Origin of the sequence: Comamonas koreensis (assembly GCF_014076495.1) — a bacterium.
Taxonomy (GTDB): domain Bacteria; phylum Pseudomonadota; class Gammaproteobacteria; order Burkholderiales; family Burkholderiaceae_C; genus Comamonas; species Comamonas squillarum.
Map to the genome: position 1 here is coordinate 1,362,649 of NZ_CP043575.1, position 26,819 is coordinate 1,389,467.

The following is a 26,819-nucleotide window of genomic DNA, read 5'->3' on the forward strand; positions in this document are numbered from 1 at the left end:
GCCGCACCACCATGAGACTTTTGGAAGCTTCAGACCATGCCATTGATCCGTACCAGTTCTGCCGTTGTCACCGTTCTTGCCGCACTGCTGGCAGGGTGCGCTACCAATGCGCCGGCTCCCACGCCTGATGCTGGCGCTGCTGCGACCACGGCCCCTGCCGCCAACGCGGCCCCTGCAGCGGCCGGCTGCGCAGGCAATGCCTGCGACTCGGCGCCCCAGCTGTTGACCGGTGCATCGCCCCGCTTCCCCTACCCCGCAGGCGCCCAGCCACAACCGGCCAGCGTGCGCGTGCAGTTCGTCGTCGACACCGATGGTGCGGTGAGCGATGTGAAGACCTTGACCACCACCTCCCGCGATATGGCCACCGAGGTGGAGCGCGCGGTGCGCCAGTGGAAGTACCGCCCCGCGATGAAGAACAACCAGCCGATGAAGGTCATCCTGCAGCAGCAGTTCGACTTCAAGCCCTGAGACAGACCGCGCTTTCGCGCGTTCTGCACGACAAAACGCCCGCTGCACCTGAAGTGCCGCGGGCGTTTTTGCAGTGGAGGAGCGATCAGTTTGTAGGCGAGGCGCTTACTTCAGCGCGCAGATGCGCTCGGCCAGCTCGATAAAGCCAGCGCCGCGCTCGCCACGCGTCACATAGCGCGGCAGGTGCTGCAGCTGGGGCACAAAGCGCGCGATATTGGCCACGCCAAAGCTGTTGTCGAAGTGCTGGAACATCAGCTGGTCGTTGGTGGAGTCGCCGATATAGCACCACTGGCCGATTTCCGCGTCGAGATTGCGCCCAAACAAGGTCTTGACGATCCAGCGCGCGCCTTCGAGCTTGTTGTGCCCGCCAAACCAGCCATTGATGTGGATGGAGCTGACGGTGGCATTCATGCCGGCCGCCTGCATCAGCGCCACGCAGCGGTCGATATCGGTCTGCGGCATCTGCGTGAACTCGCTGTGGTCCACCGCAATGTCGCATTCGCGCCCGGCCGAATCGGTGGCGCGCTGCGCCCCCGGCACCGTTTGCTCGATCTGCGTGAGCACTGCCTGCATCTTGGCAAAGTTGGCCATGCGCGTGGCCTCGTCCTGCTGGTAGAGCTTGTCCAGCCCGCCGCTGGCATTGCGGCGCAGCGCCACGGCACCGTTCTCCGCCACGATCGCGTCGACCGGCCAGGCGGCAGCAAAAGGCTCGCTCCAGCCCACTGGGCGGCCGGTGATGGGAATCACCGCCAGTCCCTGGGCCTTGAGGGCAGCGATGGCCTGCACCACGTTGTCAGGGACGGCGCCCTCTGTTGTCAGGGTGTCGTCGATATCGGTCAGCAGGCCGAGGATGGGGGCAGTCGGCTGCCATTGGGTCAGAGCTAGCATAGAGAGGGGAACAGCGAGAGGTCAGCGTAAAAAACGTTTGAGGCGAAGGGTGGGCGCTTCTACCAGCTGCCAGGACAGCCAGCCGGCCAGCAAGGTCAGTGTGGCCACCAGCACCAGACTGCTGGAAAAACCGAGTTCGGGCCAGAGATGGCGAACCGTTTGCTGGATGGGAAAGGCGTACAGATAAACCCCGTACGATACATCACCCCAGCCTCCTGCGTGGCGAAGCACTGGCCAGGACAGGGTGCCCACCCCCACAAGAACAGCGGGCAGAAACAGCAGCAACGCCGAATAGGCAAAGCCGAAAGCCCACAATAGCCCGCCGGCAGCACAGGCAGCAGTGCAGCAAGCGAAGCGATGGCGCAGAAACCAGCCGTTGACCGTGGCGATCAGCGACCCAAAGACAAAATAGGCAGGAAACTCCCACCAGTGGGTCATGACGCCCCGCAGGTCCATGGTCATCTGGGTCAGGAACCACAGCAGGTAGGCCAGGCAGCAGCAAGCCCATACCCAACGCCAGCGCAACAAGCCCAAAGTTCCGGCTGCCGCCAGTGCGGCATAGCAGCTCACCTCCATGGGAATGGTCCACAGGGAACCGTTGACGGTGTTGGGATAAGTATTGGCTGCAAAAACATCAGGCAGGTTAAAGCGAATATCAAGCAGTAGGTTGTGCAGGTAGTTCCAGGTCATGGGATGGCAGAAGTACTCGCGTAGCGGCAGGGTGGTAATGCTGGGGCCCAGCACCAGCATCGCCAACAGCACCACGGTGGCTAAGGCAGGCCAGATACGCAGCGCTCGCTTGGCGCAAAACGCCCACAGGCGCGGTTGGGAAAACCAGCTGATCGTCACCAGGTAGCCGCTGATGACAAAGAAAGCCATGACAGCTACGCCGCCAATCATTGCCACATTCATCCAGCTGGGCGGCACGGTAGCGGTCACCGGGTAATGGTGGCTGAACAACACGGCGAAAGCGGCCACTAGGCGCAATGCGTCAAAATTGTTGGCCTTGTGCAGGCGCTGCGGTTCTATGCGTTCCATATTCTCTAGAGTTTTCTAATTGTTTCACAGCCTGCATGCCGCACGCATTGGCGTTATGGCTGCCCAGCCTGCATCAGTGCTCTTGGCTCTGGCGGTACAACAGCCGGGTCATGCTCAGGTAATTCACTGTCATCGCGAACAAGATGCCCGTAGCCACCTACAGAATCAGCCACAACGGGCCTTGGGGAAAGGTCCAGGCCAGCAACGAATAGACCGCAATGTTGACAGCACCGCCGCCCAGCATCAGCCCCAGATAGCGCAGGTACTCGGTCAGCAGGCTGCCGCTGGTGTTGCGTCCCGCAAAGGAGATATTGCGGTTGATCAGCCAGGTGGTAGTGGCCGCGAGCCAGAACGATACGGCCCGTGCTGCATACACCCCCAGCACATCTCGCACGACATCAACCACAAAGGCGAGCGAGCCGGCAATCAGGAACCAGAGCACCGAGCGTTTGATCTTCGCATCACTTGCTCGGTGTGTTGGTCACAGAAGCCCAATAGCAAACTGCTTGATCTCGCGCCGCGTAAAGGTGATGGCTTACAGGCTCAAGCAGATCGGTCGCAAAACATAGCGCGCCATTAACAGCGGATAGCGATTTTTATCTACGCAATCATCCGGGATGCGACAGTGAGGCTGAGCTTCGGCGATCACTTAGCGGCTGGCTTGCAATAAGGCAGAGAAGCAGGATTTTCCATGAGCAGCCGATCGCCTGTCTTTTGATCAACCGTAATCAGGGTCATGCAGCGGGGCATATTCCCTGAATTTCCCGGAATGGTTAGTCTAAAGCCGTTAAATACTGAGATTAAATTACCAGTGTTGATAGGCAAGTCGGCTCGAGTCATGGTCACCCATTCAATCGGCTGTGCAGGAGTAGGTTTCACCATGATTTCCATACTGCGTGATGCCAATTCACCCTGCCACCCTCCCCATCCATTGAAAACAACGGCATTAGAATATGTTTTCTCCAAATTATAGAGCCCCTGCTTTTTGAGGTCCGAGGCGTAGTTTTCAATAGCCAACGCGTTGTTCACTTTGGCAAAACGACGGTAGGGGACTTCCAGCGAATCAGCCTGCCGAAGCGATGGTTCCAACGCCGGATAGGGATTGATATGTGAATACCTATTGAAAATATAGTTGAATTCCTTTTCAGGAAGCTCAGGAAAGTGCTTTTTCCAAAAATCAAGGTGCGGTACAGGCGTAACGTGGCTCAAAGAGCGAAAGCCCAAACCATTGGCGGTAGCGCCGGGTAAATCCATGGCGACCAAAAGGTTGTTGTTGGATTTTTCCTGCTCGCGCAGGTACTCAATAATTTTATTGTCTTTGAGATTGAATATAGGCCATGCCGACTGTAATGGATTGAATCTGCCGAAGAACAGTGCTCCAAATATCACCGATGTCATGAGAATGGCTGTGTTGGCATGCTGTGTTTTATTTTTAACTACTAGGTATGCTACTGCAATCATGGGTAAAAAGGCCAAATCCTCCCAGCGTTTTGGAGCGACGGAGTATTTGAAGAAGAACCAGCCACAAGCAGCAATAATAAGGATTGCCAAAAGGCGTTGCCAAGAAAAGACAATGCCTACAATGTTTGCGGTATAAAATACTAGGAGTGTGAGTATGACGCCGCTTGCAAATTGCATTCTGAGGGGCTGGACATTGTCCCATAGCAAGATTATTCCGATATTGGCCGGAATGGGTAGAAACATCCAGGCGCACTGCATAAAGAGCGCAATGCTCAGGCCTATAAAAATTTTGCGATGGGTTCCATCATTCCAAAGGCTATGGAAGTTTTTGTAGTTCAATAAGCATAAAACGGAAATGTAGTAATACATGCCTACCGTTCCGATTTCGGACATGTTCATGCCTACAAGGTCTTTATAGCTCCAGGAGAAATTGATCGCAGGAAAGAACCAGGATAGCCAAAAACGGGTTGGCACACCTCCACCCGTTATATGTCGTCCACCAGGATACAGAGTCGCACTCGTCTCTTTGAGATAGTCATACTGGTAGAGCGCTGCGGTAGCGGCTGCAAGTGCTGCAAATATCAGAAGATAGACCAGGTTTGGAAACTTGAAGAGCTTGGGGAGCAGTAAAATCAATATGATGAGGCCAACAAAGGCCAGAGATATCTGTACTGGAGGGTAGAGATTCGTCAACAGCCAGGAGACAGCAGCGTAATAAAAAAGAGAAAGTTGCCAGATTGGCTTTATCTTCAAGAAAAAGGGGATGATGACCCAGGGGAAAAGTGCGACCAGAGGACCTTTTTCATTCCACCAGAATTGGCTGAATCCCGTGAAGTAGAGGCCAAATGAAAGCAGTACAGCCACCTTGTCACTGGCGCCGAATTTTTTGAAGAGAAATGCATACCCAGCAATGAATAGCGCGAAGATAGCAAACCAATGGAGTGAGTAAGCATAGGCCGGATTGACAAACCCATACAGCCACATGGTGGGTTTGAAAATGATGCCCCAATCTGCAATGGGTAAACCGTAGTTGATGCGCAGGTCTTCCTCGTACAACGATGTTTTGTTGTAGCGTTCGAAATTATTATTAACTGTTGCCTGGGTCAAAGGGGTGACCACGGCCCATTCATCACTGCGTACTTGTCTAGATTGTCCAAAATCAGGTTTAATCTCTTCATAGCCAAGATGGTATTTCAAAAAATAGCCATAGGCGGAAGGAGACCAAGTTTTGCCAACGTACACAATGCCAGCCAGCAGGAAAATTAATACTAGTAGATATCTAAATCGTATGGTTTTCATTTTATGCTCCAGTTTTCTGCTAGATCGATAGATGTGGTCTAGGGGCATGAGCCCTAGGTCACCCCGTATTCCATATCGAGGACTATCTGCACCTTGACAATGGATGCAGCCAAGTGCGGTATATATTCATGCCGCAGTGGGCATGAAAAATTGCAGTGCCGATACGGCTCAGTTTTCCGTACGCTGGCGGTACAACAACCGGGTCATGCTCAGGTAATTCACCGTCATTGCGACCAAGGTTCCCGCAGCCACATACAGCATCAGCCACAGCGGGCCTTGGGGAAAGATCCAGGCCAGCAACGAGTACACCGCCAAGTTGACTGCGCCCCCGCCCAGCATCAGGCCCAGATAGCGCAGGTACTCGGTCAGCAGGCTCCCGGAGGCGCTGCGTCCCGCAAAGGAGATATTGCGGTTGATCAGCCAGGTGGTGGTGGCCGCGAGCCAGAACGATACGGCCCGTGCTGCATACACCCCCAGCACATCTCGCAGCAAGGTCAACACCACGACATCAACGACAAAGGCGAGCGAGCCGGCAATCAGGAACCAGAGCACCGAGCGCTTGATCTTGAACCGCATCACTTGCTCGGTGTGTTGGCCACAGAAGCCAAATAAGCAATCTGCTTGATCTCGCGCCGCGTCAAGGTAATGGCTTGCAAGATCAGTCCGGTCACAAAGGACACACCGCCGCAAACCACCATGGCGGACACCAGGCCCAAGGTCGGGAAGCGTCGCACCATGCCCGTGTGGCTGTACTCCATCACGATGGGGATGGCCAATGCAATGGCTACCACCGCGAGGACGGCGCCTAGCCAGCCAAAAAACTGCAAAGGCTTTTCGCTGACCACCAGACGGCCAATGGTCTTGAGGATGCGCCAGCCGTCGCGGTAGGTGGACAGCTTGCTGGCCGAGCCCTCGGGCCGGGCGCCGTAAGGCGTATCGACCTCGGTGCAAGGCATGCGCAGCTCCAGCGCATGGACATTGAGCTCGGTCTCGATCTCGAAGCCCTGCGAATGTGCAGGAAAGGATTTGACATAGCGCCGCGAAAACACCCGGTAGCCCGAGAGCATGTCGCGAAAGCTGCCACCAAAGATCTGCTGCACCGTGCCGGTGAGCAGCTTGTTGCCCCAGCGATGGCCGGGACGGTAGGTGATGCCGGTGTCGCCGGGCTCGGGCTCAGCCTCGACGCGCGCACCCACCACCATGTCCAGCTGCTGGTCAATCAGCATGTCGATGAGCTTGCGGGCCGATGGTGCGTGGTAGGTGGCATCGCCATCGGCCATCACATAGATATCGGCATCCACATCGGCAAACATGCGGCGCACGACATTGCCTTTGCCCTTGAGATGGACATTGCGCAGATGTGCGCCCACTTCAACAGCGATCTCTGCGGTGCGGTCCGTCGAGAGGTTGTTGAAGATGTAGATCTCCGCCTCCGGCAACGCTTGCCGAAAGCCTTCCACCACCGGGCGCACCGTCAGCTCTTCGTTGTGGCAAGGGAGGATGACGGCGATACGCTGGTTGCGGTAAAGGCGGGATGGAAATTCGGTCATGTCAGAAATTATTTTTAATCATTCACACGGCTGCCGCATTGTGCCTGAGCCAGAAAGTTAACCTGCAAAGCCTGCTCCAGAAAATGGCAGGGAGTAAGGAGGGAAAACGGCCATGGGGCAAAGGCGTCGTGCATGTTATTGCTGGATCAATGCATTTAATCAATATCATCTTTCGATATGCCAATGCGTGTTTGGCTCCAAGCCTCACAAACGCCAAAGAGATGCAGTACTGCCCTCCCTTAGCTAAGGCCTCAAACGATACAGGCTGACCTCGTCATCGACCAGCATTAATTCAAAATATTGCAGAAATGCAGATTGCTGCGCCACAGTCGGCGCCCGACCTGTGTGTATTACCAAGGCAGTGAAGCCCTCAGACTTGAGTTTATGATGCAGCAGCTGGGCACCGAGGTGTTGGTAGTCGCGGTAGCGCCACGGTCCAAACACATCGCCCCAGGTGGGGCGCGGTGCATAGTAGAGGCTGTCTTCCAGGTTCATCTGGTACAGCTTGGCCTCAGGGTGTTCTTTCAGGTAGCGCCAGATCTGGTAGCCGGCAACTTGCTGCTGCAGGACGGTATCGCGTGCGCCCGGAGTCGAAGCGATCAAAGGCCAGGATTTGGCGATGCTGCGTGCGCCCATGAACCCCAACGCCAGTACAAGCAGTCCTACCAACATGGTCGCCAGTGCCCGATACAGCTTGGCAGGCAGTTGCCGCAGTAGCTGAATGCATACCGCAGCCGACAGCAAACTGAGCAGGGGATAGGCGGGCAACAAGTAGCGCGGGTAGCGCGAGCTCAGCAGCCAGACCAACGCCATATAGGCCGCCACCAGCCAGGCAGCGCGCAGCGCCGGAACGCGTCGCAGAGACGGCAGCAGCGGTGCGGCCAAGGCTGGCCACAGTGCCCAATGCGGCCAAGCCGCATGGTTGCGCAGGTCCTGCAGCTGCCAAAGGTAGTCGCCCAGATTCCAATCCGTAAAGCCAAGCAGGCGCCCGCCGAGCGGGTTGAAGGGATCGCCTGTGAGCAAGGCGTTGCGGGCATACCAGTACAGACATGGCAGCGCAAAGCACAGGGCTGTAACCAGCCAGGTGTCCCATTCGCTGCGGATGCGCCAGCCAGGGCCTTGCATGCGGTGGCGCCACAGCAGCGCAGCACCAAACAGCGGCAGCAGCCCCAGCACCTGGTATTTGCTGCCAGCGGCTACGCCTAGCAGAAATGCCGCCAGCCATACTGCTCGTCGGCCAGCGGGCCGGATGCTGACCTGCATGGCGGTGAAAGCAGCGGTCAAAAACATGGCCACGGCCATGTCCACATAGGCGGCGCTGTAGTGGCTGCGGCTGGTGACCAGCCAGGTCACGGTGGCAAGAGCAGCTGCGGCGCCAGCAGGCGCAGGCAGGTATTGCATAGCCAGCCGGTAGAGCAACCAGCCTGTTACCCAGCCAGTGCTCGCATGGATCAGCTGGGGCAGCACATCGTTGCCCAACACCAGCGCGGCGGCAAACAGCAGGTCAAAGTTGTAGGGGAACCAGGGGTAGCGCAGCCATTCGTGCACACCCAGATGTCCGGTCAACGCCCACTCCCGCGCATGGGGCAGGTGGTACATCAGCGCATCCCAGGCCAGGGGCGGGCGCAGCGGGGCGAACAAGGTTGGCAACGTGGCCAGCAGCAAGAGCAGCAGCGGCCATCCCGGTGCAAGCCGGGGCCAGGCCATCTGACAGATTTGCAGCGCAGCAGCCACCAGCCCGCAGCCGATGACGAGCAGCACCGATGCGGTGTTGAGCAAGCCTGCAATGGCCAGCCCTTGCAGCGCACAAATGACCAAACCCATACCCAGCGCGATGCGCAAAGGCTGCCGTGTGGGCAGATCGGAGGCGGGCCAGAGCAGGGTGCCAAGTCCCCAGCAAGCAGTTATGAAAACCAGCAGCTGCGCGTACTGGCCAAGGACAAAGCCGATCAGCGCCATCCTGATCGGGGCAGGCTTCTCGTCACCCGTCGGCCACCCTCCAAGGCCTGCAAGTCGCTATGCCGGGTGACATAGGCTTGCAAAGGCAGTTGGGGGCTGGCGTGGCGGTAGGCCATCGGTATCTGGTACCGGCGCGATCAGGAGGTCTGCAATTCCAACCCCGCATGCTCGCGCAGCGGATGGAAGTGGATCTTCGGAAAACGCTCTTGCGCCAGGCGCACGTCATACGGGCTGGTGCACAGATACGCCAGGGTATTGGCGGCATCATGCGCCAGGCGCAGCGGGTAGGCGTGTTCAAACTCCCGCAGCTCGGCGGGGGTGTCGGCGGTGATCCAGCGGGCGCCGGTGTACTGGCAGCCTTCCAGGCGGACTTCGCAGTCGTACTCGGTCTTCAGGCGGTGCTGCACCACTTCAAACTGCAGCTGGCCCACGGCGCCCAGCAGCATATTGCCGCCGGCATCGGGCTTGAAGACCTGGATGGCGCCTTCTTCGCCCAGCTGCATCAGGCCTTGCTGCAGCTGCTTGGTGCGCAGCGGGTTCTTCAGCACCACGGTCATGAACATTTCTGGCGCGAAGAATGGCAGGCCGGTGAACTGCAGGTTGGGCCCATCGGTGATGGTGTCGCCCAGCTGCACGCCGCCGTGCGTGGTAAAGCCGATGATGTCGCCGGCATAGGCCTCGTCCACGGCTTCGCGGCGCTGGCTCATGAAGGTCACCACGCTGGTGGGGCGCAGTTCCTTGGCGGTGCGCTGCACCTTCATCTTCATGCCGGGGGTGTACTTGCCCGAGGCCACGCGCACAAAGGCGATGCGGTCGCGGTGGTTGCTGTCCATATTGGCCTGCACCTTGAACACCACGCCCGAGAAGCTGCTGTCTTCCGGATGGATGGTTTTTTCTTCGCGATTGCGGTTGACCTCGGTGTAGGCGATGCGCGGGCCGGGCGGTGGCGACATGTCCACCACCGCGTCCAGGACTTCCATCACACCGAAGTTGTTCACACCGGAGCCGAAGAACACGGGGGTCAGCTTGCCGGCCAGGAAATCTGCATGGTTCCATTCGGCAGAGGCGCCCTGGGCGAGTTCCATCGAGTCGAGCGCATCGTCAAAGGCCTGGCCAAAGCGGCTGCGCAGCTTGTCGGCCTCGCTCAGCGGGATGACTTCAAAGTCCTTGGGGCCGCGGTCGCTGCCTGGCGCGAACACGGTCATGCTTTGGGTCAGCAGGTTGATGATGCCGCCAAAGCTCTTGCCTTGGCCGACGGGCCAGGTGATGGGGCAGCAGGGCATGCCCAGCTCGCGCTCGACCTCGTCCATGATGTCCAGCGGATCGCGCACTTCGCGGTCCATCTTGTTGACGAAGGTGATGATGGGCGTATCGCGCTGGCGGCAGACCTCGATCAGGCGGCGGGTCTGCGATTCCACACCGTTGGCCGCATCGATCACCATCAGCGCCGAGTCCACGGCGGTGAGCACCCGGTAGGTGTCTTCCGAGAAGTCCTTGTGGCCGGGGGTGTCGAGCAGGTTGATGACATGGTCGCGGTAGCTCATCTGCATTACCGACGAGGCCACCGAAATACCACGCTGCTTTTCAATCTCCATCCAGTCCGAGGTCGCGTGGCGCGAGGCCTTGCGGCCCTTCACCGCTCCTGCGATCTGGATCGCACCGGAGAACAGCAGCAGCTTTTCGGTCAGGGTGGTCTTACCCGCGTCCGGGTGGGAGATGATCGCAAAGGTGCGGCGGCGTTGGGTTTCGGGAGCGTAGGACACAGTACGGAAGAGCAAAGGGCGCAGACCCGGGACTGGGCTGCCAAAAAACAAAGCCAGCAGGTGCTGGCTGGGACTGCGGGCATTTTAACGGAAAGCGTTTTACCCGGGCTTGGGCGGGCCGGGCTACAGATAGCGCTTCAGGCGCAACGCGGGCGACTCGATCAAATGCCACAGCGCATAGCCCAGCAGCATGGACAGCAGCATCGACAGCCCCATGCTGGCATAGAAGTCCATGCCCGGCCAGACGGCAAACACCGCCTGCGCGATCGGGCAGCCTGAGAGGTAGACCCCGTAGGAGGGATCACCCAGGCGGCTGACCCCGCCTGAAAAGCTGGAACTGCAGCTGCCCAGAAAGATCAGCAAAGCCGGCAGCACCACCAGGCCCGACGTATGCTGTAAGCCCGTCAGCCAGAAAAACAGGGCCACCGGAATCAACCCGAACGTGATGGCCGCGCCATGGGCCAAAAAGCGATCCCGGTGCAGCGCGATCAGCGCGCCGCAGGCAAAGTAGGCCGGGTACTCCCACCAATGCATCATCGTGCCAGTGAAGTCGGCGTTGTAGCGCGCAATGAACAGCAGGATGTAGGCCAGCAGCACCAGGCTGGCCAGCCAGCGGTAGCGGAAAACGCCCACCAAGCCGGCTACCGCCAAGGCGGCATAGCACATGGTCTCCATAGGTATGGTCCACAGCGGACCATTCATCAAGGTGTTCAGCGGGTTGCTGGAAAACACCTCGGGCAGGTTGACGTAGGCGCGGTAGAGCAGCAGGTTCTTGAAGTACTCCAGGGTCTGGCCATGGGTCAAAAACGTGCGCGCAGGTAAATCGGTAAATGCCAGGCCAAACACGTAGATGTTAAGCACCACCGCAGCAATCATGCCGGGCCACAGACGCAGCAGGCGCTTGGCGCAGAACTTGAACACATGCGGCTCACGCAGCCAGCTGGTGGTCACCAGGTAGCCACTGATCGTGAAAAACGTCATCACCGACACGCCACCAATCATGCCCACATTCATCCAGGCAGGGCCGTCACGGCCGCTGATGTAGTAGTGGTGGCAAAAGATCACACCCAGCGCCGCGCAGATTCGAAGAATGTCAAAAGAGTTGCTGCGATGGGGCATGGAAGGCTGCATAGGTAGGGGGCGGATGTGAGCGCGGCACCACTATACATGGCCCTGGCGGGTCCCCATTGCCTTTGCGCAACACCATCTTGATGCCATCTTGATATCCCCCCGCGCATTCTCAGCGCCTGCTTGATGCGCGCAAACCTACATTGGCTCCACTGCAGGCGTTTTGCCTGTGCAACACCACGCTGCGCGGGGCCGCATTGGGCGGCCTGGCGGCGCAAGAGGAGAGAGCGATGTTGTTCCATGGAGTGGAGGTGCTGGCCGCGCTGGTCAGTGCTGCGCTGTTTGTCTATCTGGGGTACGCGCTGTTGCGGCCCGAAAAGTTCTGAAAAAAGGGGAGAGGGCCATGTACATGCTGCAAGACCTCGTATTTGTCGGGCTCACGCTGGCCTGCTTTGTCGGCCTGCTGGGCTTTGTTCGCGCCTTGGTGCGCATCTGAGCGGGGGCTGACATGGGTTTAGTCTGGATCGAATATGCCGCCTTTGTGGCGGTGCTGGTGCTGCTCACCATCCCTATGGGATGGTGGCTGGCACGCTGCTTTACCAGCGCGCACGACAGCCGGCTGGAGCGCTGGACCTACGCCGCCATGGGCGTGGATCCGCAAGAGCGCATGGGCTGGCAGCGCTATGGCGCGGTGCTGGTGATGAGCAATGGCCTGCTGATGCTGCTGGGCTACCTGCTGTTGCGGCTGCAGGGCAGCCTGCCGCTCAATCCGCTGCAGAACGCTGCGCAGACGCCGGATCTGGCGTTCAATACCGCAGCCTCCTTCATCACCAACACCAACTGGCAGGCCTATGCGGGCGAGAGCAGCCTGAGCAATGCCACGCAGATGGTCGTGATCACCGGCCTGATGTTTGCAGGCTCCGCCGCCGGCCTGGCTGCGGCTGCCGGCTTTGTGCGCGGGCTGGCCCGCGCGGGCAGCCAGGACATTGGCAACTACTGGGTGGATTTTGTGCGCATGCTCTGGCGTGTGCTGCTGCCGCTGTCACTGCTGCTGGCGCTGGTCTATGTCTGGCAGGGCGTGCCGCAGACCCTGGGCACCGAGGTGTTGGCCCATACCATCGATGGCGGCCGCACGCAGCAGCTGCTGATGGGGCCGGTCGCGAGTCTGGAGAGCATCAAGCACCTGGGGACGAACGGGGGCGGATTTTTCAGCATGAATGCGGCCCATCCTTTTGAGAACCCCACGCCGCTCACCAATATGCTGCACATCCTGGCGATGCTGCTGATCCCGGCGGGCATGACCTATGCGCTGGGATCGATGCTGCTCAAGCGCCGCCAGGGCTGGGTGTTCTTTGGCGCCAGCCTGATCATCTTCCTGGGCTTTCTGGCGCTGGTCTGGACAGGCGAGCAAAACGGCAGCGCCCTGCTGGCCCGCGCCGGTGCCGACCAGCAGTGGAGCACCACGCAAGCGGGCGGCAATATGGAGGGCAAGGAGCTGCGCTTTGGCATTACCGATACCGCCTTGTTTGTCACCACCACCACGGCGGCCACCACCGGCTCGGTCAATGCCATGCATGACTCGCTCACGCCGCTGGGCAGCATCACACCGCTGGCGCTGATGATGCTCAACTGCGTGTTTGGCGGCGATGGCGTTGGCCTCATCAACCTGCTGCAGTACGCCATCCTGACGGTGTTCCTGGCCGGCATGATGATCGGGCGCACGCCAGAGTTCCTGGGCAAGAAGATCGAGGTGCGCGAGATGAAGCTGGTGATGCTGTCGGTGCTGGCGCACCCGGCCTGCCTTTTGGGCTGGACGGCGCTGGCCATGCTCTGGCCGGGCGCGGCCGACAGCCTGAACAACCGGGGCCCGCATGGCTTTTCGGAAATTCTCTACGCCTATGCCTCGGCCACCGCCAACAACGGCTCGGCCTTTGCCGGCCTCAATGCCAACACGCCCTTCTTCAACACCACCTTGGGCCTGGCAATGCTGATGGGGCGCTACCTGACCCTGCTGCCGCTGCTGGCTGTCGCCGGCAGCATGGCCAGCAAGGCCAGTGTGCCCGCCGGAGCCGGCACCTTCCCCACCGCCACGCCGCTGTTCACCGGATTGCTGGTGTTTGTGGTGCTGGTGGTCGGCGGGCTCACCTTTTTGCCAGCGCTGGCGCTGGGGCCGGTGGTCGAACACCTGCAGATGCTGGCTGGGCAGCTCTACCCCTGAGCCCCCTCTCTTTGACCTGATATCCCAACTGATTTGACGCGAACCGGGGCACGGCCAGGCCGTGCCCGCAGGAGAAAAACATGACAAGCCTTGATTCCGATAAACGCCTGCCTACGCCCAGCGCGCAGCAGGCCGCCGCCCCCGCCGACGCAGGCTGGGGCCGCACTTTTGGCCGCACTTTGGGCAGCAGTGCCCGCGCCGCCGTGCTGGTGCTGCTGCTGTGCGGCGTGGCATACCCGCTGGCCACGACCGGCGTCGCCCAGGCGCTGCTGCCCCATGCCGCCAATGGCTCGCTGGTGCTGCGCGATGGGCAGATCGTGGGCTCGGCCCTGATCGGCCAGTACTTTGACAGCGCCCGCTACTTCCATGGCCGGCCCAGCGCCACGACGGCGCCCGATCCCAATCAGGAGGGTGCCAGCATCGCTGCGCCCTATAACGCGGGCCTGTCTGGCGCCAGCAACCAGGGCGCCAGCAGCCAGGGGCTGGCCGATAGCGTGGCCGAACGTGTGGCGCAGTACCGCACGACCAATGGCCTGGCTGCCGATGCCGCCGTGCCGGTCGATGCGGTAACCGCCTCGGCATCGGGCCTGGATCCGCATATCTCGGTGGCCAATGCCAACTTGCAACTGGCCCGTGTGGCGCGCGAGCGGCAGTTGCCCCCCGCCCAGGTGCAGCAGTTGCTGGACCAGGCCACGCAGCAGCGCACCGGCTACTTGCTCGGTGAGCCGCGCGTGAACGTCCTGGCGCTCAATATGGCGCTCGATGCGCCGCCAACCCGGAGCCAACCATGAACACGAAAAAACTGACGGCCTCGGCCGGACTGGGTGATCTGGCGCTGCTGCAGGCCGCCGCCTGGGATGCGCTGCGCAAGCTCTCGCCCCGCCTGCAATGGACCAATCCGGTGATGTTTGTGGTCTACCTGGGCGCCTGGCTCACCAGTCTGCTGTGGCTGCAGAATCTGCTGACGGCACAGGGCAACAGCGGGTTTACGTTGGCCATTGCCGGTTGGCTCTGGTTCACCGTGCTGTTTGCCAACTTTGCCGAGGCGCTGGCCGAAGGGCGCAGCCGCGCGCAAGCGGCCAGCCTGCGCGGCATGAAGCGCGACACCGTCGCCAAGGTGCTGCAGCAAGCGCAGCATGGTGCCGCCTGGACGGCCCAGCCCGCCAGCAGCCTGACCAAGGGCACGTTCTTGCTGGTGGAAGCGGGCGATGTGATTGCGCTCGATGGCACCGTGGTCGAAGGCGTGGCCTCGGTCGATGAGAGTGCCATCACCGGCGAATCGGCCCCGGTGGTGCGCGAGGCCGGTGGCGATTTCTCGTCGGTGACCGGTGGCACGCGTGTGCTGTCCGACTGGCTGGTGGTCGAGGTCACGGTGAACCCGGGCGAGTCGTTTCTGGACCGCATGATCTCGATGGTCGAATCGGCCAAGCGCCAGAAGACGCCCAACGAGCTGGCACTGGGCATCCTGCTGGTGGGGCTCACCTTGGTGTTCCTGATGGTCATCGTCACGCTCTGGCCGTTCTCGGTGTTTGCCGTGGCGCAATCGGGCAGTGGCAGCGCCGTCAGCGTGGCCGTGTTGGTGGCGCTGCTGGTCTGCCTCATCCCCACCACCATCGGCGGCCTGCTGTCTGCGATTGGCGTGGCCGGCATGGGGCGCATGATGCAGGCCAATGTGATTGCCACCTCGGGCCGCGCGGTGGAGGCCGCCGGTGACGTGGATGTGCTGCTGCTGGACAAAACTGGCACCATCACCTTGGGCAACCGCCAGGCGAGCGAATTTTTACCAGCGCCTGGCGTGAGCGCCACGCAGCTAGCCGAGGCCGCCCAGCTCTCGTCACTGGCCGACGACACCCCGGAAGGCCGCAGTGTGGTGGCGCTGGCCCAGGAGCGCCATGGGCTGAGCCCCGCGGCTCTCGATCCCGCCCAGGCCCAGCCGGTGCCCTTTACCGCCCAGACCCGCATGAGCGGCCTGGACATCGCCACAGCCCAAGGCCCGCGCAGCCTGCGCAAGGGCGCGGCCGATGCGCTGCGCCGCCATGTCGAGGCGCTGAGCGGGCAGTTTCCGCAGGCGGTGCAGCTGGCGGTGGAGAGCGTCTCGCGCAAGGGCAGCACGCCGCTGGTCGTCGCCGATGGCGCGCGGGTGCTCGGCGTGATCGAGCTCAAGGATGTCGTCAAACCCGGCATGCGCGAGCGCTTTGCGCAGCTGCGCCGCATGGGCATCCAGACCGTGATGGTGACCGGCGACAACCCGCTGACCGCTGCTGCCATTGCCGCCGAGGCGGGGGTGGACGACTACCTGGCCGAGGCCCGGCCCGAGGACAAACTGCAGCTGATCCGCAGCCACCAGGCCGCTGGCCGCCTGGTGGCCATGACGGGAGACGGCACCAACGATGCGCCCGCGCTGGCCCAGGCCGATGTGGCGGTCGCGATGAACAGCGGCACGCAGGCCGCCAAGGAAGCTGCCAACATGGTCGACCTGGACAGCAACCCCACCAAGCTCATCGAGGTGGTGGAGACCGGCAAGCAGATGCTGATGACGCGCGGCGCGCTCACCACCTTCAGCATTGCCAACGATGTGGCCAAGTACTTTGCGATCATCCCGGCTGCCTTTGTCGCCACCTACCCGCAGCTGGCCTCGCTCAACATCATGGGCTTGCACAGCGCCGATTCAGCGATTCTGAGCGCTGTCATCTTCAACGCGCTGATCATCATCGCGCTGGTGCCGCTGGCCTTGCGTGGCGTGCGCTACCGGGCGGTGGGCGCGGCTGCGTTGCTGCGCCGCAATCTGCTGGTCTATGGTCTGGGTGGCCTGCTGGTGCCGTTTGCCGGCATCAAGCTGATCGACATGCTGCTGACCGCCACTGGCTTGGTCTAAGGGCTTGGCCCACAATAGCGCCACCATGCCCAACCCCAGCAACACCCCCAGCGTACCTGCAGCCAGGCCCGACCCGGACGCGCTGGTCGCCCAGCTCAAGGCCGACCAGCAGCAAGCGGCCCGGGGCAAGCTGCGCATCTACTTTGGCTCCAATGCCGGGGTGGGCAAGACCTATGCGATGCTGGCAGCGGCGCAGCGCGAGCGCCAGGCCGGCCGCCAGGTGCTGGTGGGCCTGGTGGAGACCCATGGCCGGGCCGAGACCGTGCAGCAGCTCCATGGCCTGGAGCTGCTGCCGCGCCGCCTGTTGCCCCACCAGGGCCGCCAGCGTGAGGCCTTTGACCTGGATGCCGCGCTGGCGCGCCACCCGCAGGTGCTGCTGCTCGACGAGCTGGCCCACAGCAATGCGCCCGGCTCGCGCCACCCCAAGCGCTGGCAGGATGTGCAGGAGCTGCTCGATGCCGGCATCGATGTCTGGACCACGCTCAATGTGCAGCATCTGGAGAGCCTCAACGATGTGGTGGGCGGCATTGTCGGCATCCAGGTGCATGAGACCGTGCCCGACCACATCTTTGACGATGCCAGCGAGGTCATCGTCGTTGACCTGCCGCCCGAGGAACTGCTCAAGCGCCTCAAGGCCGGCAAGATCTACCCGCTAGAGCAGGCCGAGCGGGCCTCGCACCATTTCTTCCGCCTGGGCAATTTGCTGGCCCTGCGCGAGCTGGCGCTGCGCCGTACGGCCGACCGGGTCGATGAGGACATGCGCGACTACCGGCGCGAGCGCTCCATCGGCGATGTCTGGCCCACGCGCGAGCGCCTGCTGGTTGCAGTAGGCGGTCAGGCGGGGGACGACGCGCTTGTGCGCCAGGTAGCGCGCCTGGCCCGGCGGCTGGAGGCCGACTGGATGGTGGTCTATGTGGATGCGCCCGCGCGCCAGCACCGCTCGGCGCAGTCGCAGCAGGCCGTGCTCAAAACCTTGGCGCTGGCCGCGCGCCTGGGGGCCGATACCGCAACGATACCCGGCGCCCAGGTCGCCGCGGCGCTGGTCGATTTTGCGCGCGAGCGCAATGCCAGCCACCTGGTGCTCGCCCGCGTGCCGCCAACGGCGATGCGCTGGTGGCCCTGGGCGCCGTCGGGCCTGCCCGAGCAGATTGCGCGGCTGGACCCGGGCCTGGACGTGCTGCTGCTGTCCGTGCCCCGGCCGCGCAACCGGCCAGAACCCGCGCCGGCGCGCGAGGCGCCCTGGCCCTGGCGCGGCTACCTGGGCGCCAGCCTGGCCTGCGGCGCGGCGGCGCTGCTGGCGCAAGCTTTGCTGCAGGTGTTTGACCCGGCCAATGTGGTGATGCTGTTTTTGCTGGTGGTCGTGCTGTCGGCCTTGCGCTGGGGCCGGGGGCCGGGCGCCTGGGCGGCGCTCTTGTCGGTGCTGCTGTTTGATTTTTGCTTTGTGCCGCCGCGCAACTCCTTCGGCGTGAACGACACGCAGTACATCTTCACCTTCTGCCTGATGCTGGGCGTGGCCCTGGTCTGCGGCCAGCTGATGGCCAGGCTGCGCCATGAGGCGCGGGTGGCGGCCGAGCGCGAGCGGCGCGCGGGCGCGCTGGCGCGCCTGGCCCGTGATCTGTCGGGGGCGCTCACACAGGCGCAGGTGGTGCAGACGGCGCTGACGACGGTCTCGGGCGTGTTCGATGCGCGCACCGGCCTGCTACTGCCCGATGCACAAGAGCAGCTGTATGTGGCGCCCGGTAGCGAGGCGGCGATTGATGCCAGCGTGGGCCGCTGGAGCATGGAGCACAGCCAGATGGCGGGCCGGGGTACGGACACCCTGGCCGCGTCGGACGCGCTGTATGTGCCGCTGATGGCGCCGGTGCGGGCGCGCGGCGTGCTGGTGCTGCAGCTGCGCACACCCGAGCGCTTGCGCGTGCCCGAGGAGCGGCGCCTGCTGGATGCCTGCGCCAGCCAGATTGCGCTGGCGCTAGAGCGCGTGCATTTTGTCGAGGTGGCCCAGCAGACCCAGGTGGCGATGGAGGGCGAGCGCATGCGCAACACCTTGCTGTCGTCGGTATCGCATGATTTGCGCACGCCGCTCACCAGTATCCTGGGCGCCGCCCAGGCCGGCCTGCCGCATGCGCCGCCGGGCCCGGCGCAAGACATGCTGCTGCAGATTCGCAACCAGGCCCAGGCCTTGCAGCAGCTGGTGGACAACCTGCTGGCCATGGCCCGGCTGCAGCAGGACGGTGTGCACCTGCAGCGCGCCTGGATCCCTGTCGATGAGCTGGTGGGCAGTGCCTTGCGCCAGCTCGGCGGCCGCCTGGCCGATCACCCGGTGCAGCTGCAGCTGCCGGCCGACTTACCGCTGCTGTGGATCGATGCGGCGATGATGGAGCGGGTGCTCGTCAACCTGCTGGACAACGCCAGCAAATACACCCCCGTGGGCACCGCCGTGCGGGTGACGGCGCAGGTCGAGCGCGACCAGCTGCTCTTGCGCGTGCAGGACAGCGGGCCGGGACTGCCCGCGCACCTAGCGCCCGAGCAGCTGTTTGCTCCTTTCAGCCGGGGCCATGCCGAGTCCAGCATCTCCGGCATTGGCCTGGGCCTGGCACTGGCCCAGCGCATTGTGCAGGCCCATGGTGGCCATCTGGATGCCGCTGCGTCCGAGCCTGGGCCGGGGGCCGTGTTCAGCGTGGCGCTGCCGGTGTTGCCTCAGCCGGCGCTGGATTGATGGGTATGCGGCGCAGCAAGTAGATATCCATGATCCAGCCATGCTGGGCGCGTGCTGCGGCGCGGGCGGCCACAATGCGCTCGGCCGCCTCGGCCAGCGGGCCATGCGCCAGGCACTGCTGGGCCATGCCCAGGTAGGCGCCCCACCAAATGTAGACATCGCGGGCCTGCGCCGCCGGCAGGCTGCGAAAGCTGCACTGGCCGTCCAGCATCACCACCAGCGTGTCCACGCCGGCCGGCCAGCCTTGCTCGCGCAGCTGGCGGCCGGTGGTGACGGTAAAGGGCTGGCCAATGTCATTAACGGCGATCGCGTGCGCGGCGGTGAGCGCCTGCATCGAGGTGATGCCGGCGATGACCGTGACTTGCAGCGGTGCCGGCTGCATGCGCGCGGCAATGCGCAAGGTGCTGTCGTAGAGCGATGGATCGCCCCAGACCAGCAGGGCCACCTGCAGCACGCCGTTACTCGCACGCGGCTTCAAGCCGCTCTCCAGCGCCTGCGCAATCGCGGCCTGCCAGCGCAGGGTGATGGCCGCATGCCATTCGTCGACCTGGTTCAGGTAGTCATCGCCCTGGCTGCGGCGCTCGGGCATGTCAAAGCCAGCGGTCTGCGGCGCGGGCTGCTGCAGCACGGCATCGCAGAGCGACTGGCGCAGGGCCGCCAGCTCGGCCTTGTCCTCGCCCTTGTGGGGCAGCAGCAGCAGGTCGGCAGCATTCATCGCGGCGATGGCCTGGCGCGTCAGGTGGTCGGGGTTGCCGGTGCCAATGCCGATCAGGCTCAGCGCGACCGGCGGCAAGCTGCTGCTCATGCCTGGCCTTCAGCGCTGATTGGGTTTGAGGTGAGCGGCCGGTCGGTGGCGGTATCCACCGCAGCGGCGGGCGCCGGAAAGCGCGGCTCCGTGCCCTGGGGCCGGTAGCGGCGGTCGTAGTCGGTGGCGTAGAGGCGGCTTTCGCCAAAGTCCTCGGCGCTGATGCTGCGGCCCACCAGGATGATGGCGGTGCGCTCCATGCTGGTGGCCACCGCCTGGGCCAGTTGGCCCACGGTGGTACGCACAACGGTTTCATCGGGCCAGCTGGCGCGCCAGACGATGGCAGCCGGGCAGTCGGCGCCATAGTGCGGCAGCAGCTCGCTTTGCACTTTCTCGGCCACATGGATGGACAAATGGATCGCCAGCACCGCGCCCGTGGCGGCAAAGGCGGCCAACTGCTCGCCCTCGGGCATCGCAGTGGCGCGGCCGGAGGTACGCGTCAGCACCACCGACTGGCACAGGCCTGGCAAGGTCAATTCGGCGCCCAGGGTGGCGGCAGCCGCCGCAAACGAGGGCACGCCCGGCGTCACGCTGTAGGCAATGCCCAGCGCGCGCAGGCGGCGCAGCTGCTCGCCCATGGCCGACCAGACCGACAGGTCGCCCGAATGCAGGCGTGCCACATCCTGGCCCTGCGCATCGGCGGCGCGGATCTCTTCGACGATCTCGTCCAGGCTCATCGATGCGGTGTTGACGATGCGCGCGCCCGGCGGGCAATGGGCCAGCAGCTCGCGCGGGATCAGCGAGCCCGCATACAGGCAGACGGGGCAACTGGCCATCCGATCGCGGCCGCGCACGGTGATCAGGTCGGCAGCGCCGGGGCCGGCGCCGATGAAATGCACGGTCATGCAGTAACTCCTTGGGTTTGTGGATCAGCCGGGCGCAGGCCCGCTGCCAGACAACAATAGGGGGGGCTGCCACGCTCGCGCAGCGCGGCGGCCAGGGTGGCACTGCCATCGCCGGCGACCAGGCGGGCCAGCAGCAAGCGGGGCGCTGGTGCGGCCGCAGACAGGGCCACGGCCTCGGCCACGCTGCCGGTGCCGTAACGCGCCAAGAGGCGCGGCGACTGCGTGACCACCGGCTGCGCGGGCAGGGCCTCTTGCGCCACCGCCACCATCGCCACCGCAAAAGGCAACTGCGCGGCCCATTGCTGCAGCGCGGGCCGCTGCTCCTTGCCTTGCAGCACCGCCACCGCGCAAAACTCGGCCAGCGCGGGCTGCTGCTGCTGGGCCTGCAGCCACAGCGCCTGCAGGTCGGCGGCCTGGGCCTGCGCCCGCAAACCCAGCCCCAGCACCACACAGCGGTGGGGCGCTGCTTGCGTCATACCTGCCAGCTCCACTGCACCAGCGGGCGCGCCGCCTTCCAGCTGCGCATGCGGCCCAGCGCTGCCGCGCTGGACAGCTCCAGCTGCAGCAGCTGGCCGCCCAGCTCGCCATGCAGCTGCACCAACAGCGCCTGGGTTTCCAGGGTCACGGCATTCACCACCAGGCGGCAGCCTGGCGGCATGTGGGCGCGCAATGCCGCAAACAGCGCCGCATCAAAACCGCCGCCGACAAACACCGCTTGCGGCGCCGGCAGGTCTTGCAAAGCTTCTGGCGCCAGGCCGTGCACCACCTGCATGCGGGCCTGCAGGCCAAAGCGCTCGGCGTTGCTGCGGATATTGGCCACGCGCGTGGCATGCTGCTCAATGCTGGTGGCCAGGCCACCGGCCAGGCACCATTCGACGGCGACCGAGCCGGAGCCGCCGCCAATGTCCCAGAGCCGCTCCCCGCGCCGGGGGGCCAGCGTGGCCAGGGTCAGCGCACGCGCAGGCGCCTTGGTGATCTGGCCGTCGTGGGCATACCAGTCGTCGGGCCTGCCGGGCACCGCTGGCAGCGCAGCGCCGCCTTGGGCGATCAAGGCCACGGTCACCGGCGCCTGCGCCGGGTCGGCCTGCAGCGCAGCGGCGGCCGCATCGGCGCGCAGCATGCGGCAGCGCTCGCGCGGGCCGCCCACCGCTTCCATCACCCACAAGGGGCTTTGGCCCCAGCCTTCGTGGCTGAGCCAATCGGCCAACTGCACGACGGCCGCGCCATCGCGCAGCAAGGTGATCAGCTGGCGGCCAGGGGCCAGGCGGGGCAGCAGCTGCGCAATCGGGCTGGCATGCAGACCCAGGCAGTCGCAGGCTTCCAGCCGCCAGCCCAGGCGGGCGGCAACCAGTGAAAATGTCGAGGGCTGGGCATGGCAGCGCCATTCCTCAGGCGACAAGTGCGCCGCCAGGCTGCCGCCCACGCCATACCAGAAGGGGTCGCCCGAGGCGAGCACCACCACCGGCCGGCCGCGCGCGGCCAGCACCGGGGCCACATCAAAAGGCTGGGGCCAGGGGCGGCCGCGCGCATCGATGGCGGCTAGCTGCAGATGGCGGGGGCCACCAAATACCAGCTCGGCCTGGTCCAATGCGTCTTTGGCTGCAGCGCTCAGGCCTGACAATCCATCCTCGTTCAACCCTATCAATGTCAACCACGGATCAGCCATGACGCATGTTCTCCTGCTGGGCGGCACCAGCGGCGCCAGCGAGTTGGCCCAGGCCCTGCACCAGGCGGGTGTGCGCGCCTGCTTCTCGTATGCCGGCGTCACCCAGCAACCCCTGGCCCAGCCCCTGCCCACGCGCAGCGGCGGCTTTGGCGGGCCCGAAGGCCTGGCCGCCTTTATCCGCGCCCAGGGCATCAGCCATGTGCTGGATGCCACCCACCCCTTTGCCGCGCAGATGAGCCGCCATGCCTGCGCGGCCTGCGCCGCCACCGGCACGCCCTTGCTGGCGCTGGAGCGCGCGCCCTGGCAGGCGCAGCCCGGCGACCGCTGGACGGAAGTGGCCAGCATGGCCGATGCCGCCAGCGCGCTGCCCCAGGCGCCCAGCCGGGTGTTTCTGGCCGTGGGGCGCAAACAGCTCGATGCCTTTGCCCCCAACCCGCAGCACCACTACCTGCTGCGCCTGGTTGATGCACCTGTGCCCGGCAGCTTGCCGCTGCCCCGGCACACCGTGGTGCTGGGCCGGGGCCCTTTTGGCATGCAGGACGACCTGGCCTTGCTGCAGCAGCAGCGCATCGCCTGGCTGGTGGCCAAGAATGCCGGTGGCGCCGCCACGCGCGGCAAGATCGATGCCGCCCGTGCGCTGGGCTTGCCGGTCGTAATGGTGCAGCGCCCGGTGCTGCCCTTGCGGCCGCGCACGGAAAGCGTTGCGGATGTGCTGCATTGGCTGCGTCATGGCGCGTTGCCATCCACTGCGCCGTAGTAGCGCGGCGTGTAGGTGTAGCGGCCCACGCGGCGGGTGAGGCGGTTGCCCACCAGCACGACGGTGCGCATGTCGGCCATCTCGGGCTGGGCATCGGCCAGGCTGCAGACCTGCAGCGATTCCTCGGGCGTGGAGACGGCGCGGGCAAAAATCAGCAGACGCTCGGGCTCGCAATGCTGGCGCAGCAAGGCCAACAGGCGGTTGAATCCTTCGGGCCGGCTGTGCGAGCGCGGGTTGTAGAAGGCCATCGCAAAATCGGCTTTTGCCGCCAGTTCCACCCGGCGGGCAATCACCGGCCAAGGCTTGAGGTTGTCCGACAGGTTGATGCAGCAAAAATCATGGCCCAGCGGCGCGCCTGCGCGGGCGGCAGCGGCGAGCATCGCGGTAACGCCAGGCAAGACCTGCACGTCCAGTGCCAGCCAGTCCTGCGCTTGTGGTCCCTCAGCGCTTTCGATGGCTTCAAACACCGCCGATGCCATTGCGAACACGCCCGGGTCACCAGACGACACCACCACGACCTGCCGGCCTTGGGCGGCCAACTCCAGCGCCTGCCGGGCGCGGTCGAGCTCCACCCGGTTGTCCGAGGCGAGCCATTGCGGCTCGCGGCTGCCAGCGGCTGCGCTCTGCGCCACCAAGGCCTGCGCCCGCGCCACGTAGGGGAAGTAGCCCACGACATCGTCGGCGGCCAGCAAGGCCTGCAGCACCGCAGGCGTGATCTGGTCCAGGTCGCCCGGGCCCAGGCCGGCAATGGTCAGTTGGCCGCTGCTTACCATGCGGCCTCCGGGCGGCGGCCCTGGCCGTGCACCAGCACGATCGCGAAATAGGGGCAAACCTCGTCGCCCACGTCACTGAGGCGGGCGACCTGCTGCTGGTCGGTGGTGCCGTTTTGCACCAGCCAGGCGGCGTCGGCGCGGCCCGCGCGGGCGAGCGCGCGGCGGATGCGCGGCAGGTTGCGGCCCACCTTCATCACCACCAGCGCATCGGCCGTGTCCATGCGGCGCACCAGCTCGTCTTCGGACAAGGTGCCGGTCATGACGCTCAGCACATCGTCGCCCCAGGTGATGGGCTCACCGGTGGCATGCCAGCAGCCCACCATGCCGGGGATGCCGGGCACCACCTGCAGGTCCACATCGCCGCGCGCACGCAGCCGGGTGTAGAGGTGCATGAAGGAGCCGTAGAGGAAGGGATCACCCTCGCAGAGCACGATGACCTGTTCCTGCCGGGCCAGTTCGGCCAGGCGCAGGCACCAGTCGTCGTAAAACTGCGCCAGCTGCTGCACATAGGCGGGGCTGTCCACCGGGATTTCGGTGGTCACCGGGTACTCCATCGGGTACTCGGCGGCCTGGCCGCTGAGCATGCCTTCGACCAGCTGGCGCGCCTTGCCGGGCCGGCCTTTTTTGCGGAAAAAGGCCACATGACGGGCGCCGCGCACCAGGCGGTCGGCCTTGATGCTCATCAGTTCGGGATCGCCCGGGCCCAGGCCCACGCAGATGATGCCCGTTGTGGCGACGCTGGTCTTATTCAACATGGCTGGCCATGGCATTGACGGCGGCCACGGTCATCGCCGAGCCGCCCAGGCGCCCGCGCACGATCATCGCCGGCACCGGCAGGTCCTGCATCAGCGCCTCTTTGGACTCGGCCGCGCCGATAAAGCCGACCGGGAAGCCGATGATGGCCGCAGGGCGGGGGCAGCTCGGGTCCTGCAGCATGTTGAGCAGGTGAAAGAGGGCGGTCGGCGCATTGCCGATGGCCACCACGGCACCGGCCAGGTGCGGGCGCCACAGCTCCAGCGCCGCAGCGCTGCGGGTATTGTTCATTTGCTGCGCCAGCTCGGCCACAGCGGGCTCGTGCAAGGTGCAGATCACCGGGTTGCCGGCGGGCAGGCGCGAGCGGGTAATGCCTTCGCTGACCATGCGCACATCGCAGAGCACGGGCGCGCCGGCCTCCAGCGCGCGCTGGCCTGCCGCGACTGCGCCGGCGGAAAACTGCACATGCGCGGCCAGCTCGACCATGCCGGCGGCATGGATCATGCGCACCGCCACGCGCTCCTCACCGGGGGTGAAGCGCTGCAGATCGGCCTCGCGGCGGATCGTGGCGAAGGACTGCCGGTAGATCTCGGCGCCATTGGTTTCGTAGGTATGAACCATTACATTTCTTCAAACAACAGCCCGGGATTGTCGCGCAGACTGCGCGCGCTCCAGCGGGAATCGGGGACGGCCTGGGCCGTGGCATGGCGGCCGCGCCCATAGACGGGCCCATCGCCGCCCGCTTGGGCCACCAAGGTGACAGTGGCGGGCAGCTGGCGTGCGCAGCCTTTGCTGCAGCCCGAGACATGCAGGTGCGCGCCCTCGGGCACATGGGGGGCCAGGGCGAGCGCTAGATCCTGCGTAGGCGCCAGGGCTTGGCGGCAACCGGGCGCGCCGCTGCAGGCCGAGACGCGCAGCCGCGCATCTTGCGCGTCGCAGATCCAGTGGTCGCGGTCGGTCAAGCCCGCCCCTGGCATGCCCTGGGGCGCAAGGCCTTCGACCAGCAGCATGCGCCAGGGTGTGAGCCGCAGGCCCGTGATGCCGCTGCGCGCCAGGCGCGCCAGCGCACTGGCAGCAACCCGGCCCAGCGGCGCGGCCACCAACAGGCCAAGACCGCACTGCCAGCCCGGTTTTGGCTGGCTCGGTGCGGGCAGGTATGGGGGCGCTTCATGCAGGCCAGCGGGCAGCGCCAGCGGTGGCAGCGCGCCTGTATGGGCTTGGGCCTGGCGCAGCAGCTGGGGCAGGCGGCCGGGGTGTTCGCCGGCTGCACGCCGCGCGCGCGCCTGCGCCACACACCAGCGGGCCAGTGCCAGGGCCGCTTGCACGCTGAGGATGGCGTTGTCTGCCCGCCAGGCGATGGGGTAGCCGGGCACCTGCAGCAGCCAGCCTTGGGCGCCATCGCGAACCAATTGCACATCCGCCGCGACCTCGGCCAGGCCGCCATGGCGGCCGCTGGCCAGCGAGACGCCAAATTTGGCAGGCAGGCCTTCCAGCGCGGTATCGGCCAGCAGCGCCTGCTGCAAGGCCTCGGCCAGTGCGAGTACGCCGTCACCGGGCTGGCACAGCGGGTCGATGACCAGGTTGCGCAGCTGCTCCTGGCGGGCATCGCCATCGAGCAGGCCCTGCGCGGCCAGCGCCGCCAGCAGCGCGCCATGCCCCGCAGGGGCGACGCCGCGCAGCTGGATATTGGCGCGGCTGGTCAGCTCCAGCAGGCCGGCGCCATGCTCGCTGGCCAGCTCGGCCAAGCGCAGCGCCTGCCCGGCCGACAGCCTGCCCAGCGGTGGGCGCACCCGCACCACCAGCCCATCGCCAGAGGCCATGGGCTGCCAGGCGCCAGGGCACCAGCCTTGGGTCTGTGGAAGGGGGGAGGGTGGGATGGCAAACATGGAGCAGGCGGCAGCGCAGTCGCAATGCCGG

At 64.5% G+C, this 26,819-nt stretch carries 24 protein-coding genes; 7 read left to right on the forward strand and 17 right to left on the reverse strand.

All coding sequences use genetic code 11. From position 1 onward, the window contains the following. The first annotated feature begins 36 nt into the window (after nt 1-36). Entirely contained in the window at nt 37-468 is a 432-nt protein-coding gene (locus tag F0Q04_RS06125) for an energy transducer TonB (protein WP_182344932.1), read from the forward strand. A gap of 105 nt (nt 469-573) precedes the next feature. Here the strand turns inward: F0Q04_RS06125 and F0Q04_RS06130 are convergent, their stop codons facing one another. The 9 genes from F0Q04_RS06130 to F0Q04_RS06170 form a co-directional block, all read right to left on the reverse strand. Further along, nucleotides 574-1,356, reverse strand: a complete 783-nt coding sequence (locus F0Q04_RS06130; RefSeq protein WP_182344933.1) for an HAD-IIB family hydrolase — start codon at nt 1,354-1,356, stop codon at nt 574-576. Nucleotides 1,357-1,377: 21 nt separating this feature from the next. Then, complete coding sequence (locus F0Q04_RS06135; RefSeq protein ID WP_182344934.1) at nt 1,378-2,394, reverse strand: acyltransferase family protein; 1,017 nt, start codon at nt 2,392-2,394, stop codon at nt 1,378-1,380. 157 nt (nt 2,395-2,551) lie between these two features. Beyond that, nucleotides 2,552-2,836: a GtrA family protein gene (locus tag F0Q04_RS06140; protein ID WP_182344935.1), complete on the reverse strand. Its 285-nt coding sequence runs from the start codon at nt 2,834-2,836 to the stop codon at nt 2,552-2,554. A 203-nt stretch (nt 2,837-3,039) separates the two neighbouring features. Further along, nucleotides 3,040-5,154 (reverse strand): DUF7657 domain-containing protein, encoded by a 2,115-nt coding sequence (locus F0Q04_RS06145; RefSeq protein WP_182344936.1) that lies wholly within the window; start codon nt 5,152-5,154, stop codon nt 3,040-3,042. Nucleotides 5,155-5,322: 168 nt separating this feature from the next. Beyond that, the gene (locus F0Q04_RS06150; protein WP_182344937.1) at nt 5,323-5,730 is read right to left on the reverse strand and encodes a GtrA family protein; all 408 of its coding nucleotides are present in this window, start codon (nt 5,728-5,730) and stop codon (nt 5,323-5,325) included. Further along, the gene (locus tag F0Q04_RS06155) at nt 5,730-6,704 is read right to left on the reverse strand and encodes a glycosyltransferase family 2 protein (RefSeq protein WP_182344938.1); all 975 of its coding nucleotides are present in this window, start codon (nt 6,702-6,704) and stop codon (nt 5,730-5,732) included. The genes F0Q04_RS06150 and F0Q04_RS06155 overlap by 1 nt, the downstream gene beginning before the upstream one ends. 243 nt (nt 6,705-6,947) lie before the next feature. Then, nucleotides 6,948-8,663, reverse strand: coding sequence for a hypothetical protein (locus tag F0Q04_RS06160; RefSeq protein WP_182344939.1), 1,716 nt, complete (start codon nt 8,661-8,663; stop codon nt 6,948-6,950). A gap of 137 nt (nt 8,664-8,800) precedes the next feature. Further along, on the reverse strand, nt 8,801-10,426 hold the full coding sequence (locus tag F0Q04_RS06165) for a peptide chain release factor 3 (protein WP_116926707.1): 1,626 nt from the start codon (nt 10,424-10,426) through the stop codon (nt 8,801-8,803). A 123-nt stretch (nt 10,427-10,549) separates the two neighbouring features. Further along, nucleotides 10,550-11,545, reverse strand: coding sequence for an acyltransferase family protein (locus F0Q04_RS06170; RefSeq protein WP_232539522.1), 996 nt, complete (start codon nt 11,543-11,545; stop codon nt 10,550-10,552). A gap of 239 nt (nt 11,546-11,784) precedes the next feature. On the opposite strand from F0Q04_RS06170, the gene kdpF reads away from it, so the two are divergent. The 5 genes from kdpF (at nt 11,785) to F0Q04_RS06195 (ending at nt 19,303) form a co-directional block, all read left to right on the forward strand. Then, a complete protein-coding gene (gene kdpF, locus F0Q04_RS06175) occupies nt 11,785-11,880 on the forward strand; it encodes a K(+)-transporting ATPase subunit F (RefSeq protein WP_116926573.1) in 96 nt (31 codons plus the stop codon). A 122-nt stretch (nt 11,881-12,002) separates the two neighbouring features. Then, nucleotides 12,003-13,712 carry a potassium-transporting ATPase subunit KdpA gene (kdpA, locus tag F0Q04_RS06180; RefSeq protein ID WP_182344941.1) on the forward strand — a complete coding sequence of 570 codons (1,710 nt, stop codon included), beginning with the start codon at nt 12,003-12,005 and terminating at the stop codon, nt 13,710-13,712. 80 nt (nt 13,713-13,792) lie between these two features. After that, nucleotides 13,793-14,503, forward strand: coding sequence for a potassium-transporting ATPase subunit KdpC (kdpC, locus tag F0Q04_RS06185; protein ID WP_182344942.1), 711 nt, complete (start codon nt 13,793-13,795; stop codon nt 14,501-14,503). Next, the gene (gene kdpB / locus F0Q04_RS06190; protein ID WP_182344943.1) at nt 14,500-16,587 is read left to right on the forward strand and encodes a potassium-transporting ATPase subunit KdpB; all 2,088 of its coding nucleotides are present in this window, start codon (nt 14,500-14,502) and stop codon (nt 16,585-16,587) included. The genes kdpC and kdpB overlap by 4 nt, the downstream gene beginning before the upstream one ends. 25 nt (nt 16,588-16,612) lie before the next feature. Continuing rightward, nucleotides 16,613-19,303 (forward strand): sensor histidine kinase, encoded by a 2,691-nt coding sequence (locus F0Q04_RS06195; RefSeq protein WP_182344944.1) that lies wholly within the window; start codon nt 16,613-16,615, stop codon nt 19,301-19,303. Here F0Q04_RS06195 and cobF read toward each other — a convergent pair. The 4 genes from cobF to cbiE are packed head-to-tail and all read right to left on the reverse strand — an operon-like array spanning nt 19,260 to nt 22,619. Then, on the reverse strand, nt 19,260-20,108 hold the full coding sequence (cobF, locus tag F0Q04_RS06200) for a precorrin-6A synthase (deacetylating) (RefSeq protein WP_116927854.1): 849 nt from the start codon (nt 20,106-20,108) through the stop codon (nt 19,260-19,262). The genes F0Q04_RS06195 and cobF overlap by 44 nt on opposite strands. Then, entirely contained in the window at nt 20,105-20,953 is an 849-nt protein-coding gene (gene cobM, locus F0Q04_RS06205; RefSeq protein ID WP_182344945.1) for a precorrin-4 C(11)-methyltransferase, read from the reverse strand. Before cobM ends, cobF begins: the two co-directional genes overlap by 4 nt. Then, on the reverse strand, nt 20,950-21,429 hold the full coding sequence (locus F0Q04_RS06210; protein WP_182344946.1) for a cobalamin biosynthesis protein: 480 nt from the start codon (nt 21,427-21,429) through the stop codon (nt 20,950-20,952). Before F0Q04_RS06210 ends, cobM begins: the two co-directional genes overlap by 4 nt. After that, nucleotides 21,426-22,619: a precorrin-6y C5,15-methyltransferase (decarboxylating) subunit CbiE gene (cbiE, locus tag F0Q04_RS06215; RefSeq protein WP_182344947.1), complete on the reverse strand. Its 1,194-nt coding sequence runs from the start codon at nt 22,617-22,619 to the stop codon at nt 21,426-21,428. Before cbiE ends, F0Q04_RS06210 begins: the two co-directional genes overlap by 4 nt. On the opposite strand from cbiE, the gene F0Q04_RS06220 reads away from it, so the two are divergent. After that, a complete protein-coding gene (locus F0Q04_RS06220) occupies nt 22,618-23,376 on the forward strand; it encodes a cobalt-precorrin-6A reductase (RefSeq protein WP_116927857.1) in 759 nt (252 codons plus the stop codon). The genes cbiE and F0Q04_RS06220 overlap by 2 nt on opposite strands. Here the strand turns inward: F0Q04_RS06220 and cobJ are convergent. The 4 genes from cobJ to cobG are packed head-to-tail and all read right to left on the reverse strand — an operon-like array spanning nt 23,346 to nt 26,788. After that, the gene (cobJ, locus tag F0Q04_RS06225) at nt 23,346-24,149 is read right to left on the reverse strand and encodes a precorrin-3B C(17)-methyltransferase (protein WP_182344948.1); all 804 of its coding nucleotides are present in this window, start codon (nt 24,147-24,149) and stop codon (nt 23,346-23,348) included. The genes F0Q04_RS06220 and cobJ overlap by 31 nt on opposite strands. Then, nucleotides 24,143-24,904, reverse strand: a complete 762-nt coding sequence (gene cobI, locus F0Q04_RS06230) for a precorrin-2 C(20)-methyltransferase (protein ID WP_182344949.1) — start codon at nt 24,902-24,904, stop codon at nt 24,143-24,145. The genes cobJ and cobI overlap by 7 nt, the downstream gene beginning before the upstream one ends. Further along, nucleotides 24,894-25,523, reverse strand: coding sequence for a precorrin-8X methylmutase (locus F0Q04_RS06235; protein ID WP_116927860.1), 630 nt, complete (start codon nt 25,521-25,523; stop codon nt 24,894-24,896). Before F0Q04_RS06235 ends, cobI begins: the two co-directional genes overlap by 11 nt. Continuing rightward, nucleotides 25,523-26,788 (reverse strand): precorrin-3B synthase, encoded by a 1,266-nt coding sequence (cobG, locus tag F0Q04_RS06240; RefSeq protein WP_182344950.1) that lies wholly within the window; start codon nt 26,786-26,788, stop codon nt 25,523-25,525. The genes F0Q04_RS06235 and cobG overlap by 1 nt, the downstream gene beginning before the upstream one ends. Nucleotides 26,789-26,819: the final 31 nt, after the last annotated feature.

Coding starts and splice junctions, on each gene's coding strand:
- F0Q04_RS06125 (WP_182344932.1), top strand. CDS start 37: ATGCCATTGATCCGTACCAGTTCTGCCGTTGTCACCGTTCTTGCCGCA.
- F0Q04_RS06130 (WP_182344933.1), bottom strand. CDS start 1,356: ATGCTAGCTCTGACCCAATGGCAGCCGACTGCCCCCATCCTCGGCCTG.
- F0Q04_RS06135 (WP_182344934.1), bottom strand. CDS start 2,394: ATGGAACGCATAGAACCGCAGCGCCTGCACAAGGCCAACAATTTTGAC.
- F0Q04_RS06145 (WP_182344936.1), bottom strand. CDS start 5,154: ATGAAAACCATACGATTTAGATATCTACTAGTATTAATTTTCCTGCTG.
- F0Q04_RS06150 (WP_182344937.1), bottom strand. CDS start 5,730: ATGCGGTTCAAGATCAAGCGCTCGGTGCTCTGGTTCCTGATTGCCGGC.
- F0Q04_RS06155 (WP_182344938.1), bottom strand. CDS start 6,704: ATGACCGAATTTCCATCCCGCCTTTACCGCAACCAGCGTATCGCCGTC.
- F0Q04_RS06160 (WP_182344939.1), bottom strand. CDS start 8,663: ATGGCGCTGATCGGCTTTGTCCTTGGCCAGTACGCGCAGCTGCTGGTT.
- F0Q04_RS06170 (WP_232539522.1), bottom strand. CDS start 11,545: ATGCCCCATCGCAGCAACTCTTTTGACATTCTTCGAATCTGCGCGGCG.
- kdpF (WP_116926573.1), top strand. CDS start 11,785: ATGTTGTTCCATGGAGTGGAGGTGCTGGCCGCGCTGGTCAGTGCTGCG.
- kdpA (WP_182344941.1), top strand. CDS start 12,003: ATGGGTTTAGTCTGGATCGAATATGCCGCCTTTGTGGCGGTGCTGGTG.
- kdpC (WP_182344942.1), top strand. CDS start 13,793: ATGACAAGCCTTGATTCCGATAAACGCCTGCCTACGCCCAGCGCGCAG.
- kdpB (WP_182344943.1), top strand. CDS start 14,500: ATGAACACGAAAAAACTGACGGCCTCGGCCGGACTGGGTGATCTGGCG.
- F0Q04_RS06195 (WP_182344944.1), top strand. CDS start 16,613: ATGCCCAACCCCAGCAACACCCCCAGCGTACCTGCAGCCAGGCCCGAC.
- cobF (WP_116927854.1), bottom strand. CDS start 20,108: ATGAGCAGCAGCTTGCCGCCGGTCGCGCTGAGCCTGATCGGCATTGGC.
- cobM (WP_182344945.1), bottom strand. CDS start 20,953: ATGACCGTGCATTTCATCGGCGCCGGCCCCGGCGCTGCCGACCTGATC.
- F0Q04_RS06210 (WP_182344946.1), bottom strand. CDS start 21,429: ATGACGCAAGCAGCGCCCCACCGCTGTGTGGTGCTGGGGCTGGGTTTG.
- F0Q04_RS06220 (WP_116927857.1), top strand. CDS start 22,618: ATGACGCATGTTCTCCTGCTGGGCGGCACCAGCGGCGCCAGCGAGTTG.
- cbiE (WP_182344947.1), bottom strand. CDS start 22,619: ATGGCTGATCCGTGGTTGACATTGATAGGGTTGAACGAGGATGGATTG.
- cobJ (WP_182344948.1), bottom strand. CDS start 24,149: ATGGTAAGCAGCGGCCAACTGACCATTGCCGGCCTGGGCCCGGGCGAC.
- cobI (WP_182344949.1), bottom strand. CDS start 24,904: ATGTTGAATAAGACCAGCGTCGCCACAACGGGCATCATCTGCGTGGGC.
- F0Q04_RS06235 (WP_116927860.1), bottom strand. CDS start 25,523: ATGGTTCATACCTACGAAACCAATGGCGCCGAGATCTACCGGCAGTCC.
- cobG (WP_182344950.1), bottom strand. CDS start 26,788: ATGTTTGCCATCCCACCCTCCCCCCTTCCACAGACCCAAGGCTGGTGC.